Consider the following 12,729-nt stretch of genomic DNA (forward strand, 5'->3'; position numbering starts at 1 on the left):
CGAGGGGAACTCGGGCCGGGGCTCAGACCCAGCCGGCCCGGCGGGATATCCGGATGGCGTCTATCCGGTTGCGGGCGCCGGTCTTCCTCGTCACGGCGGCCATGTAGTTGCGTACGGTTCCGCTGGCCAGGTGCAGGGCGCGGGCGATCTCCGCGACCGAGTCGCCCTCGGCGGCCCGGGCCAGCACGCTGAGTTCGCGCGGGCTGAGCGGCATGGGGTCGGCCTCCATGAAGGCGGAGGCGAGGGTGGCGTCGATGAAGCGTTCTCCCGCGGCGACCTTTTCGATGGCCCGGACCAGCCGGGCGGGCGAGCCGTCCTTGTCGACGTAGCCGAGGGCCTGGGTCCGGAAGGCGCGCCGCAGCGTGCCGGGCGTGTCGGCCCGGGCGAGGACGATCAGGGGGGTGGACGAACGGGGCAGCAGGCGGGCGGCGGCGTCGGTGTCGGCGAGGAGGGCGGCCGACACCTCCGGACAGTCGAAGTCGACGATCGCCACGTCGGGTCGTAAGAACTCCGCCTGGCGCGCCGCGGCCCGCCAGCCGGAGGAGGTGACTTCGAAGTCGCTTTCGGATCTCAGCAGCGCGGCCAGGGCGGACCTCACCAGGCACACGCCGTGCAGCACCAGGACCTTGGTCATCGGGGTTCCCCTCAGGTGACGAGCGATCAGCATCAAGCGGCTGCCCAGCTACCGGCATGAGGGAACGTCACGGCGGGAGGCGTACGGGGGCGCGTGGCCGAAGTCGGGCGCTCCTCCAGTGCCACCCCCGGCGACCGGTGACCGTCCCACCTCGGAGGGTGTCCGGGAAGCGCCGTGCGGGGCCTCGGAACGGCAACATCCGGATGGGCTGATTCCGCGTGCATTCGGCGTGATCCTTGCGCCTGGTACGGGGTTCCGGGCCCCTGGCGGGAGGCCGACGGGGGGATCGGTCCGGGGTGTGGTGGCCGGCGTCGGGGCGGGTGTCGGGGCAGGTGTCGGGTTTCGGACGTCGCTCAGCGGCCACATGGGCAGGGAGCGACGGACCACGAGGAGAGGAAACACCACCATGACGACGATGGCCCTGTTGATCGTGCCCATGGCGCTGGCCCTGCTGCTCGTCCACCGCAAGGGCGGACAGCGTGCCCGCCACCGGGCGAGCCGGTTCTGAGCGGCGTACCGACCCGTCCGGGCCGGTGCCACACACGAGCGGAAGCGAGGTGAGTGCGGTGTCCATGCGTGCGAAGGGGTGGGCGAAGTCCTTCCCGGTGCACAAGGGGGTGCGCGAGGCCCGCCGGTGGACCCAGGATCATTTGGACTCCCTGCGGTGGACGGCGGATGCCCCGGACACCGCCCACTCCGTCCTGTTGGCGGTGTCGGAACTCGTCACCAACGCGCACGTCCACGCCCACAGCAGTGCCCGACTGGTGCTGACCTGGGACGGCCAGTGCCTGCACGTCAGCGTCGCCGACAGCGACCCGAGCCTGCCCGCCCCGCGCAACGCCTCCCGGGAGGCGACCTCGGGTCGGGGGCTCGCCATCATCGACGCCCTCGCCGACGCGTGGGACGCCCATTCCTTCCACGGCGGCAAGACCATCACCGCCTGTTTCCACCCCTACGCGACGCCCGCCCCGCACGCCGGGGCCGGCCGACCGGGCCCGCACGCCGGCGGGTCGACCGGCGCGTGACGGGCCGGGCCCCCGACGGCCCGGCCCGGTGAATCCCCGCCCCGCGGCGGGGATTTCGCACGTTCACCCACCCGCGATCGTTGCCCCTCGTACGGCCGCGCAGCCGTCGCCGTCCCCCGCCGGCGCGGTCAGCCCCTCGGAGCCTGCTCCGACCCGGGGGACGCGCCGATGGCGGGCTCGGGGTCGTCCGTGGCGATCTCGGGCTCCAGTCCCTCCCCGACAGCGGTCCGCCGGCGTCCGGCATCGGCCCGCCAGGCCTCGAAGACGAGCGTGGTGGCGGTGACCACCACGAGCCCGAGGAGCCAGCCGCCCACCACGTCGCTGACCCAGTGCACGCCGAGCGCGACCCGGGTGTAGCCGACCCCGATCACGCTCGTCACCGCCACCGCCCAGGGCAGGAACCGCCAGGCGCGCGGCACCAGCGGGAGCAGGACGAGGAGCAGGATCGCGCAGGAGACCATGGCCGTCATGGCGTGCCCGGAGGGGAAGGAGAACCCGGGCGCGTGGGAGACGGGGTCGGGCAGGTGCGGGCGGGCCCGTTCCACCACGTTCTTGGTGAGGAACCCGATGAGGGCGCCGGCCGTGGCGGTGACGGCCGCCCAGATCGCCAGCCGCCACGCGCGGCGCCGCAGCAGCCAGATCACCAGGAGCGCCACCAGCAGCCGCATGGTCACCGGGTCCCACAGCACGCCGGTGAGGAACTCCAGCACCCGCACCCGGTCCGGGTCCTCCAGGGCGGCCCGGTGGAGCCGTTCGGCGGTGTCCCGGTCGAGGCGGTACAGCGGCGACCACCGGGATTCGACGAGCACCAGCGCGAGGACGAACGGCACGCTGACCACGGCCGTCGCCACCACCGTCAGCCCGAGCCTCGCCCCGAAGGCCGCGTCGGGGCCGGATCGCCCGCTCAGGAACGAGCGGATCGCGTGGCGACGGGGGCGGGACCCGGTTCCGGGACGGGGCGGGAGCTGTGCCATGGTGAGCGACTTTCGGTCGGGAACGGCCGGTTGCGGCCTTCGGGTGGGTGGGGCGGCGGGGCTCAGACCCCGGGGTCCTTCGCGACGGGCGCGCGCACGCCGGCCCGTACGGCTTCCAGTTGGGCGGAGAAGGCGAGGCCGAGGAACAGGGCCATCGAGGTCAGGTAGGACCACAGCAGCAGCGCGACGAGCGCGCTGAGCGGCCCGTACACGCTGGTGAAGGTGCTGCTGGCGCCCACGTACAGGCTGAGTGCCCAGGTCGCGGTGATCCACAGCAGCAGGTAGACGACGGCGCCGAAGGCGAGCCAGGTGTAGCCCGGCTGGTCGCGGCGGGGGGCGAGGCGGAAGATCGCGCTGGTGGCGAGTACGGCCAGCAGGACGCCGACCGGCCAGCGCAGGATGTCCCAGGCACGGATGGTGTCCGGGCCGAGGTGGTAGACCTCGGCGAAGGAGTGGGTGAGGTCCGCGCCGAGGACGGTGAGGACGAAGCTGAGGCCGAGGGGCAGGCCCGCGAGGAACGCCATGACGACGCCGCGGGCGTACTTGCGCAGGAAGGGCCGGTCGCGCTCGTTGCCGTATATCCGGTTGGCGCCGCGCTCGACCTGGCACAGGCTCGTGGTGACGTTGACCAGGGAGAACATCAGGCCCAGCCAGAGCGCGACCTGGCCTCCGTCGCCGGCGTGCCGGCGGCTCTCGCGCAACGCCTCGTCGACCACCTCCCGGCTGGGGCCGCTGGTGATCCGTCCGATGGTGAGTTCGGCGACGCGACCGATGTCCTCGGTGTGCAGGACGCTGGACAGGCCGATGGCGGCGATGGACAGCGGCACGATGGACAGGACCGTCTGGAGGGCCAGGGCGCGGGAGTGGCTGAACCCGTCGGCGTAGCGGAAGCGGACGAAGGAGTCACGGGCCAGGCTCCAGCCCCCGTAGCGGCGCAGGGCGGCCCAGGCTTCGTCCCCGGACAGCTCCTCGCCCACTACGTCACGTCTTTGCGGTACCTGGGTCGCGGTTCCCATCGGCTTCCTGATTCTGTGTGGTCCCGGCGCGCGGTGCGGCGGGGCGGGGGCGGGTTCAGTGGTGGGCGGGGCGGGGACGCGCGTGCTCGTCGCCGTGCTCGTCGTGGTACTCGTGCGTGTCGGACACCGGGTGCTGCGGGTGCGCCGCGTGCGTCGCGCGGTCGCGCGGAGCGCCGCCCGGGGCCCTGGGCAGCCGGATCCGCAGGGCGCCCGGTTCCACCTCGGCGAGCAGGTGGGAACCGTCCGCCATGGTGTCGCCGTCGACCTCCCGGGGTTGCGCTCCGGTGAATCGGATCTCGATCCGGCGTGCGGTGAAGTACTCCAGGGACCCGCCCGCCACCCTGCGGCCGCCGGCCTGCGCGGGGGCGGGGCCGTCCGGCGCGGGAGCGCCCTTGCGCACGACCCGGGAGACCAGGTGACCGGCCGCGGCGAGCCAGCCCGCCGCGCCGTGGGGGTCGAAGAGCACGAGTTCCAGCCGTCCGCTGTCCGGCCGCGCCCGGGGCAGGAGTTCGAGGCCGCCCTGGAGTGCGCCGACGTTGCCGACGACGACCATCCGGGCCCGCCGGCGGCGCACCCGGCCGCCGTCCAGCCGTACGGTCAACCGCATGCCGGGGTCCGCGAGGTGGCGGGCGCCGGACAGGACGTACGCGGCCCACCCCAGGCGGGCCTTGAGGGCGGGCGAGGTGTCGCGGACGGTTGCGGCGTCGAAGCCGGCGCCCGTCATCACCGTGAACCGCGTCGACGGGAGACCGTCGCCGCGCACGCTCCCCACGTCGATCGGGAAGTCCTCGCCGGTCAGGGCATCTTCCAGGGCGGCGCGCGGGTCCAGCGGGAGGTCCAGGTTGCGGGCGAGGAGGTTGCCCGTCCCGCAGGGCACCAGCGCCAGCGGGATGCCGGTGCCCGCCAGGACGTCGGCGCAGGCACGGACCGTACCGTCCCCGCCGCAGGCGACGACGAGGTCCACTCCGGGCTCCGCGCACTCCTCGGGCAGCGTCCCGCCGGGTCGTTCGACCGAGGTGTGGGTCCACCGCTGCTCGGTCCACCCGTGGTCGTGGAGGCTGATCCGTACCTGTTCGGCCAGTTCGTCGGGGCACCCGAGCGGATGCCGGACCACGACGACCGTCCGGCCCGGGCTCCCGTCGGCCTCCGCATCCGGGCGGACGGCGCCGCCCCGGGCGGCGGGGACGGCGGGGGCGGCGGGGACGGCGGGGGCGGGGGCCTGCGGGCGGCCCCGGTCGGGTACGTCCGGCAGGACCGTGTCCGCGCCTTCCTGCGGTTCGCCGTCGGTGTCGCGGGTGCGGCCGGCCAGGAACACCGCGCCGATGACGAGCAGCGTGGCGAAGCCGTTGATGAGGCCGCCCGCCACATCGGACGGGTGGTGCATGCCCCGGTACATCCGGGACACTCCGACCGCCGGCGCGACGAGGATCAGGAACGCCGTCGCGACGTACCGCCACGGCCCGCGGAGCCGGGTCCACGCCAGCACCGCGAGCCCGCCGTACAGGGCGACGGAGGCACCGACGTGACCCGAGGGGAAGCTCGACGTGGGGGGCGCGCCGTCCAGGCGGGGCACGTCGGGGCGGGGGCGTTCCACGCACATCGTCACGGCCAGGAAGACCGCCGACTGGACGGCGACCGACGCGCCCAGGAAGACCGCGTCGGCCCAGCGCGGGGTGCCGGGCAACACCAACAGGGCGACGATGCAGAGCAGCGTGACCCCGATGATCACCTCCGTGGAGGCCATGACCGACAGCCACTCCGTCACGGTGTTCGCCCACGGGTTGCGGTGCGCGGCGAAGCCGTCCGTCACGCGGTCCTCCGCCGACAGCAGTCGGGCCGCCGGCGCTCCGGTCACGAACAGGCCCAGCGCCACCATCGCGGCGAACTGGGCCGGTACGAGCCACAGGAACCGTGCGCGTCTCGCGGCCGTGCCGCTATCCGTCGTCATGGCAGCCTTGTTGCCCGTGACGGCCCGTTGATGCGCCGTCGATCCCGCCGACCGCCGCCGACCGGCCCCCCGTGGTGGTGACCGTCGTCACAGCGTGGTGGGGCCCGGCCGCGCGGCGCAGCGGGCCGCGGGGCGGGCCCCGCTCAGCCTTCCGAACGGGGTCCCGGCAGCGGAGCGGGGGCTTCGGCTCCGCCGCCGGCCCGGATCCGGGCCAGGGCCTCCTCGTGGAGGGACGCCAGGCCGCCCTCCGGAAGCAGGACGGGACTGCCGGTGAGGGTGTACCACTCCCAAGCCCCGGTGTACTGGACGGTCAGGACGGCGCGGCCGGCGCCGTCGTCCTCGGTGGCGAGGGTCAGGTCGCCGGTGATGACGCCGACCTCGTCGGTCATCGCGCCGCCGGGCCCCGCGGTGGCGAAGCCGACCAGGCGCACGCCCGCGTCCGGCTGGGTCCAGGGAGTGGTCACGGGCCGCGTCTCGTCCTGCTGCTGTTGTCCGGTCATGTCCTACCGCATGCCCAGTTTCCGGAGGGGTGAGCGCCTCCGGCCGGGTGAGAGCGCGCCTGGTGCTGTGGCCGGAAAGGTTTGCCGGGTCGCGGGGTTCGGTGCGGTGCGTCGCCAGGCGGAGGGCCGCGGCTCGTACTGGACGTACTTCCGTGGTCCGACAACGCGGCGAGGTGCCGTGCCGGGCGCCGCGACCCGGTGGACCTTTCCGGTCACAGCACTAGCTCGTCGTCAGGAGTGCGCACCGGGTGACGACCTGGGCGAGGTCGCCCCCGTCGCGCAGGAGTTGGCGCTGGACGCGGGCGCCGTTGCCCTGTTCGTGCAGGCGCGCGATCCCCTCGCGCACCCGTTCGTCGTCACCGTGGTCGACCAGCGCTTCCCGTACGTGCTGGTGGAGGGCGTCGAGCACCTCGGCGGCGGGTGCCTCCCGCATGGTCTGCGGGTGCAGCAGGGGGCCGTCCAGACCGGAGCGCCCGGCCCGCCAGGAGGCGAGGCGCAGCAGGCTGGTCCCTATCCGGGCCGGCGGTTCGCCGTCGCGCCAGGCGCGGGCGGCGGTCTCCACGAGGCCCCGGATCAACGCGGCCAGCAGGACGGGGGTCGTCGCGTGCAGGCACACGTCCGCGACCCGCACCTCGACCGTCGGGTAGTTCGCGGCCAGCCGCGCGTCGTAGTAGACCATCCCCTCGTCCCGCAGCACCCCGGTTCCGATCATGCTCCGGATCTGCTCGTGGTAGCGGTCGGCGGAGCCGAAGACGTCCACCGGTCCCGCCGAGGGCCAACGGTTCCACACCCGGCTGCGGTAGCTGCCGTACCCGCTGTCCTCGCCCTGCCAGAACGGTGAGTTGGCGCTCATCGCGGTGAGCACGGCCAGCCACGGACGGATCCGGTCCAGGACGGCGACGCCCTCCTCGTCCGATTCCACCGACACGTGGACGTGCATCCCGCACGTCAGCTGTTCCTGCGCCGTCAGCCCGAACTGTTCGCCCAGCCACTCGTACCGCTTGCCCGCGTTCATCGACGGCCGCACGGCCAGCGGGGAGGTCGCGACGGCGGCCACCACGGCTCCGGCGTCCGCCGCGTGGCGGGCCGCCTCGCCGCGGATGCGGGTGATCTCGTCCTGGAGTTCGCCCATCTCCGTCACCGGCTTGGTGGCGAACTCCAGCTGCTCCTTCTGGAGCTCCTTCTCGAACTCGTGCGCCTTCTCGCCGGCTCCGCCCGGCTGCTGCCACGCCAGCCGGTCCGCGGCGGCCAGCACGGCCCCCGAGACGGCGAGGGGCGCACCCGTCCGCTCATCGACCAACAGAAGTTCCTCTTCCACACCCACGCTGCGCATTGCCGCCACCCGAAGTCGCCCGTCACGTCCTCCTCCGCATGCCCGGCCCGCCCCCACCCATGTGCGGAAGGCCGTGGTGGGGAAAAACCCGAGGTCGGTCCGGCCCGGCAGCACGGGCAGGACCGACTTCGGGTCGGGTGGTTCGGCGTACGGACCGGTCAGAGGGCGGGCGGGAACCTGTCCCAGGCCCGGTGTCCACCCAGCGCCCGGACGGCCGTCGCCACCGCCTCCGGACCGCTGTCGGCCAGGGCGATGCCGGGCCCGTCGGGGGCGATGCCGACGGCTTCGAAGAGCGCGGAGGCGTCGTTCCAACCGCCGACGGCCTTGCCGTGCCGGTAGGCCTCGGTGAGCAGCAGCAGGACGCGGGGGTCGGTTGCCTGCCGTGCGGGGTCCCCGGCCTTCGCGTCCCGTACCCCGCGGGCGTCGGAGGCCGGTGCGGGTGCGCCGGCGAACAGCAGGGCGTCGAACTCGACGGACCGGGCGGTGGCGAACGTCCGCTGGACGGCCACCGGATCGCCGTCCGTACCGAGCGTGCCGCCGGTCGGCGCGATCACGAGCGGCACCATGCCCCCGTCGAGCACGGCCTGCCGGGCGGCGCGGACGCCCTCCGGGTCGGCGCCCCCGTCGGCGACGATCCCGATCACCCGGCCGTCCGTCGGCCAGGTCCCGCCCAACTGGGACAGGGCCGGGCTGGGGTCCCCCGTGCCGAGGGGCACCGTGGCCTCCGGCGCCGGCAGGCCCAGCCCGGCGGCGACCTCTGCGCAGAGCTGCGGGTCGATGTTGGCGAGCACCTTGAGGGTGCGCTCCTTGATCGCCGGCTCGAAGCACTTGTTCAGCTCGAAGGTGTAGGCGGCGATGATGTGTTCGCGTTCCGCCGGGGTCATGCTCAGCCAGAAGATCCGGGGTTGGGTGAAGTGGTCGGAGAAGGAGGCGGGCGCCTCGCGGACCTTGCTCGCGGCGGGCACCTTGACGGGCGTCTCGATGAAGGCGCCCGTGTCGGCGCCGGCGAGGAAGGGACAGCCACCGTCCAGGCTGTTGGGTCGGTACGGCGCCACTCCGGTGTGGACGGCGCTCTGGTGCATGCCGTCGCGGAGCATGTCGTTGACGGGGGCGTGCGGCCGGTTGATGGGGAGCTGCCCGAAGTTCGGTCCGCCGAGCCGGCTGATCTGGGTGTCGAGGTAGGAGAAGAGGCGGCCCGCGAGCAGCGGGTCGTCGGTGACGTCGATGCCGGGGACCAGGTGGCCGGGGTGGAAGGCGACCTGTTCGGTTTCGGCGAAGTAGTTCTTGGTGTTGGCGTTCAGGGTCATCAGCCCGATGGGTTGGACGGGGGCCAACTCCTCCGGGACGATCTTGGTGGGATCGAGCAGGTCGATCCCCTCGAACATCTGGTCCGGGGTGTCGGGGAAGACCTGGATGCCCAGCTCCCACTGCGGGAAGGCGCCGGACTCGATGGCGTCGAAGAGGTCCCGTCGGTGGAAGTCCGGGTCCATGCCGTTGATCAGCTGGGCCTCCTCCCAGACGAGGGAGTGCACGCCGAGCTTCGGCTTCCAGTGGAACTTCACCAGCGCGGTGTCCCCGGCGGTGTTGACCAGCCGGAAGGTGTGGACCCCGAAGCCCTCCATCATCCGGTAGGACCGCGGGATGCCCCGGTCGGACATGTTCCACAGGGTGTGGTGGGTGGCCTCGGTGTGCAGGGACACGAAGTCCCAGAAGGTGTCGTGGGCGCTCTGTGCCTGCGGGATCTCGCGGTCGGGGTGCGGCTTGCCCGCGTGGATGACGTCGGGGAACTTGATGGCGTCCTGGATGAAGAAGACCGGGATGTTGTTCCCGACGAGGTCGAAGGTGCCCTCGTCGGTGTAGAACTTGGTCGCGAAGCCGCGGGTGTCGCGCACGGTGTCCGCGGAGCCCCGGGACCCGAGGACGGTGGAGAAGCGGACGAACACCGGGGTCTCCACGTCCTTCGCGAGGAACGCGGCCTTGCTCACCTCGCCGGCGGTGCCGTACCCCTGGAACACCCCGTGCGCGGCGGCGCCGCGGGCGTGCACCACCCGCTCCGGGATCCGCTCGTGGTCGAAGTGCGTGATCTTCTCGCGCAGGTGGTGGTCCTGGAGCAGGACCGGGCCGCGCGCTCCCGCCTTCAGCGAGTGGTCGCTGTCGGGGAGCCGCGTCCCCTGCGCCGTCGTCAGGTGGGCGCCGCTCTGCGCCCTGCGGGCCTGGTCCGCACCGGTGGCCTGCCCGGTCGGGCTCACGGTCTCGGGACCGGTCTGGTCTGGCTTCGGGGGAAGGGGCTCGGCGGGTCGCGTGGGCTCGGCCACGGTCGGGGACACCGGTCCCGGCTTCCCCGGCACGCCGCCGTCTTCGCCGGCGTCGCGGTTCGGCTCGGAATTCTTGCTGGTCATCGTCTACTCCAACGGGACGTCATGGTGGACGCGCTCCGGCCGTGGCCGATGCGCGTCCAAGGGGGTACGTCTGTCTGCCTCTGCGGGTATGCGTGTTGCGTGTTGAGTGTTGTGCAAGGACCTACGCCTGCATCCGCGCCTGCGTCAGGGAGCGAAGAGCACCTTCACGGCGCCGTCCCGCTTCTTCTGGAACATCTCGTAGGCGTCCGGGGCCTCCTCCAGCGGCATCCGGTGCGTGGCGAAGTCGTCCACGCCGAGCGGATCGCCGTCGGTGAGCAGGGGGAGGATGTCGCCGACCCAGCGGTGGACGTTGGCCTGTCCCATGCGGAGTTGCAGCTGCTTGTCGAACATGGTGAGCAGGGGCAGCGGGTCGGCCGCGCCGCCGTACACCCCGGACACGGAGATGGTGCCGCCGCGGCGGACGAGGTCGATCGCCGTGTGGAGCGCGGAGAGCCGGTCGACCCCGACGCGCTTCATGAGGGCGCCGGCCAGGGCATCCGGCAGGTGGGTGGTCATGTCCACGGCCGCCGCCGCGATCCGGCTGCCGTGCGCCTCCATCCCCACGGCGTCGATGACGGCGTCCGGGCCCCGGCCGCCGGTGAGCGCGCGGACGGCGTCGGTCAGGTCGTCGCCGCATTCCCGGAGGTCCAGGGTGTGCGCACCGCGCCGGCGGGCCCGCTCCAGTCGTTCGGGGACGAGGTCGATGCCGATGACCGTGCCGGCTCCCCGGTGCGCGGCGATGCGGCAGCTCATGTCGCCGATGGGTCCGAGGCCCAGTACGGCGACGCTGCCGCCGGGCGGGACGGCGGCGTACTCGACGGCCTGCCACGCCGTGGGCAGGACGTCGGACAGGTAGACGAAGCGGTCGTCCGGCGGTCCCTCGGGGACCGGGATGGGAAGGGTGTTGCCGAAGGGGACGCGCAGGTACTGGGCCTGGCCGCCCGGGACTTGGCCGTAGAGCTTGGTGTACCCGAAGAGCGAGGCTCCGGTGCCGTGCTCGTGGACCTGCGTGGTCTCGCACTGCGAGTGCAGGCCCCGGTCGCACATGAAGCACGTGCCGCACGAGACGTTGAAGGGGATCACGACCCGGTCGCCCGGCTTCACGGCCGTGACGGCGGGGCCGACCTCCTCCACGATGCCCATGGGTTCGTGGCCCAGGATGTCACCGGGGTCGAGGAACGCGCCGAGCACCTCGTAGAGGTGCAGGTCCGATCCGCAGAGCCCGGTCGTCGTCACCCGGACGATGATGTCGTCGGCCTCGCGCAGGGTGGGATCGGGGACGGTGTCCACGCGTACGTCCCGCTTGCCGTGCCATGCAAGTGCCCTCATCACGTCTCCTGGTCGACCGTTGCGCCCCGGGTTGGTACCTCTTGTTCCCGCGCCTGCCCCTCGCGCCGCTGCCGAACCAGGACCCGGCAACTTTTCCACCCGTCGCACGCGGCGGCCCCGCCCATCGGGGGCGCGCGCCGGTCAGGGTCGGGGCGCCCGCGGGTCCCGATCGGAGGCGGGCCACACGTAGGGCAGGTCGTCCGGGACGTCGGGGAAGCGGTCCCGGTAGAAGTCCGGGTCCTTGCGGATCAGCGCGGACCGGTGGCTCCGGTGGAACTCCGGTGTCCCCAGCCACGGGGGCAGGTCGGCGTCCAGCGCCAGCTGCTCCTGCGGGCGTACGGCGCCGCCCGGCAGCCAGGCCCGGAAGTCCCGGACGAGGGTGGCGGCGCAGGTGTCGGCGCGGCCTTCGTCCGTCCACGCCCGGCATACGTCGAGCCCGTACCGGACGAGCGCCTCCTCGTAGCCGACCCACATCCGCACCGCGGGGTGATGGCGCCAGCCATACCCGGGAACGATCAGGCCGCGCAGCACCTGTACGGCCTCGACCCGCTGTTTGCCGAGCCGTCGCACGTCCAGCGCGACCGCCGAGCCCTCGAACGAGGGGAAGGGCAGGAACGTCTGCACGGCCCCTACCCCGCGCGCCGGGCGGACTCCCGGTCCGCGCGGCCCCCGGCGCCCAGCAAGCCCGTGGCCTCGAACGGCGCCGACCGTTCGAGCCGGGGCAGTTCGTGGCGGGCCACGCGCGTCACGATCGGCGGGAGCAGGGCCCTCACCGGTTGGACGGCGCGCAGCCACCCGGGTACGTAGACGGCCGCGGCGCGGCGCTCGACGGCGGCGACCAGGCGCGCGGCGACGTACTCGGCCGGGTAGATCCTGCGGGCCGGCCGGGGCATGTGGGCGCGCAGTTCGTGCAGGACGGCGTGCTGCTCGGCGTCGCGGATCATGTCGGTGTCGATCCAGTTGACGTAGGCGATGCCCACGCCCACCCCCTGGTGGGCGAGTTCGGCGCGCAGGGCGTGCGCGAAGGACTCGGCGCCGGCCTTGGACGCGCAGTAGGCGCTCATCAGGGGGGAGGTGCCCATGGCGGCCAACGAGGTGATCTGGAGGAAGTGGCCGCCGGTGGCCAGCAGCGCGGGGAGGAAGCAGCGGGCGGTGACGGCGCTGCCGACCAGGTTGACCTCGATGACGCGGCGCCAGCTGTCGGGGTCGGACGTGGCGAACGGTCCGCCTTCGGCGACGCCCGCGTTCGCGACGACGACGGACGGGGGTCCGAGACGGGCCCCGATCGACGCGGCGGTGGCCGCCATCGCCGCGTCGTCGGTGACGTCGGCCTCCCAGCAGTCGGCGTCGTTGCGCAGCGTGTCGGCGACCTCGGCCATGCGTCCCGCTTCCAGTCCCAGCAGGGCCACCCGCGCGCCCCGCCGATCGAGTTCACGGGCCGTGGCGGCTCCCAGCCCCCGAGCGGCGCCGGTCACGACGGCGACGCGCCCGTTCAGGGGCGTGCGACGGGTGGAGTGCGCCATGGGTCCTCCCGGGGGGCTGAGGTACTGCCGGTGCTCTCGCTCCGCCGG

Annotated in this window: 11 protein-coding genes; 1 reads left to right on the forward strand and 10 read right to left on the reverse strand. The window is 73.4% G+C overall.

From position 1 onward, the window contains the following. Positions 1-22: 22 nt before the first annotated feature. Positions 23-634 carry a response regulator transcription factor gene (locus ACZ4XJ_RS03660; protein ID WP_362883342.1) on the reverse strand — a complete coding sequence of 204 codons (612 nt, stop codon included), beginning with the start codon at positions 632-634 and terminating at the stop codon, positions 23-25. Between the two features lie 572 nt (positions 635-1,206). Here ACZ4XJ_RS03660 and ACZ4XJ_RS03665 point away from each other — a divergent pair. Then, positions 1,207-1,659 (forward strand): ATP-binding protein, encoded by a 453-nt coding sequence (locus tag ACZ4XJ_RS03665; RefSeq protein WP_362883358.1) that lies wholly within the window; start codon positions 1,207-1,209, stop codon positions 1,657-1,659. A 128-nt stretch (positions 1,660-1,787) separates the two neighbouring features. Here ACZ4XJ_RS03665 and ACZ4XJ_RS03670 read toward each other — a convergent pair whose 3' ends face one another. The 9 genes from ACZ4XJ_RS03670 to ACZ4XJ_RS03710 all read right to left on the reverse strand — a co-directional run bounded on the left by ACZ4XJ_RS03670 (position 1,788) and on the right by ACZ4XJ_RS03710 (position 12,681). Continuing rightward, positions 1,788-2,633 carry a phosphatase PAP2 family protein gene (locus ACZ4XJ_RS03670; RefSeq protein WP_468495168.1) on the reverse strand — a complete coding sequence of 282 codons (846 nt, stop codon included), beginning with the start codon at positions 2,631-2,633 and terminating at the stop codon, positions 1,788-1,790. Between the two features lie 62 nt (positions 2,634-2,695). Continuing rightward, positions 2,696-3,649 (reverse strand): YihY/virulence factor BrkB family protein, encoded by a 954-nt coding sequence (locus ACZ4XJ_RS03675; protein WP_468495169.1) that lies wholly within the window; start codon positions 3,647-3,649, stop codon positions 2,696-2,698. Positions 3,650-3,704: 55 nt separating this feature from the next. Beyond that, positions 3,705-5,597: a bifunctional phosphatase PAP2/diacylglycerol kinase family protein gene (locus ACZ4XJ_RS03680; RefSeq protein WP_468495170.1), complete on the reverse strand. Its 1,893-nt coding sequence runs from the start codon at positions 5,595-5,597 to the stop codon at positions 3,705-3,707. 143 nt (positions 5,598-5,740) lie between these two features. Then, complete coding sequence (locus ACZ4XJ_RS03685) at positions 5,741-6,097, reverse strand: hypothetical protein (protein WP_468495171.1); 357 nt, start codon at positions 6,095-6,097, stop codon at positions 5,741-5,743. Between the two features lie 220 nt (positions 6,098-6,317). Next, positions 6,318-7,430 carry a glutamate--cysteine ligase gene (locus tag ACZ4XJ_RS03690; protein ID WP_362883349.1) on the reverse strand — a complete coding sequence of 371 codons (1,113 nt, stop codon included), beginning with the start codon at positions 7,428-7,430 and terminating at the stop codon, positions 6,318-6,320. Between the two features lie 158 nt (positions 7,431-7,588). After that, positions 7,589-9,829, reverse strand: coding sequence for a catalase (locus ACZ4XJ_RS03695; protein ID WP_468495172.1), 2,241 nt, complete (start codon positions 9,827-9,829; stop codon positions 7,589-7,591). A gap of 144 nt (positions 9,830-9,973) precedes the next feature. Next, positions 9,974-11,158 (reverse strand): zinc-dependent alcohol dehydrogenase, encoded by a 1,185-nt coding sequence (locus tag ACZ4XJ_RS03700; protein WP_468495173.1) that lies wholly within the window; start codon positions 11,156-11,158, stop codon positions 9,974-9,976. Positions 11,159-11,299: 141 nt separating this feature from the next. After that, positions 11,300-11,782 carry an MSMEG_6728 family protein gene (locus ACZ4XJ_RS03705; protein WP_384003666.1) on the reverse strand — a complete coding sequence of 161 codons (483 nt, stop codon included), beginning with the start codon at positions 11,780-11,782 and terminating at the stop codon, positions 11,300-11,302. 5 nt (positions 11,783-11,787) lie between these two features. Then, positions 11,788-12,681, reverse strand: coding sequence for an SDR family oxidoreductase (locus ACZ4XJ_RS03710; protein ID WP_362883357.1), 894 nt, complete (start codon positions 12,679-12,681; stop codon positions 11,788-11,790). Between the last annotated feature and the right edge of the window lie 48 nt (positions 12,682-12,729).

It is taken from the genome of Streptomyces sp. NPDC029836 (genome assembly GCF_055574495.1).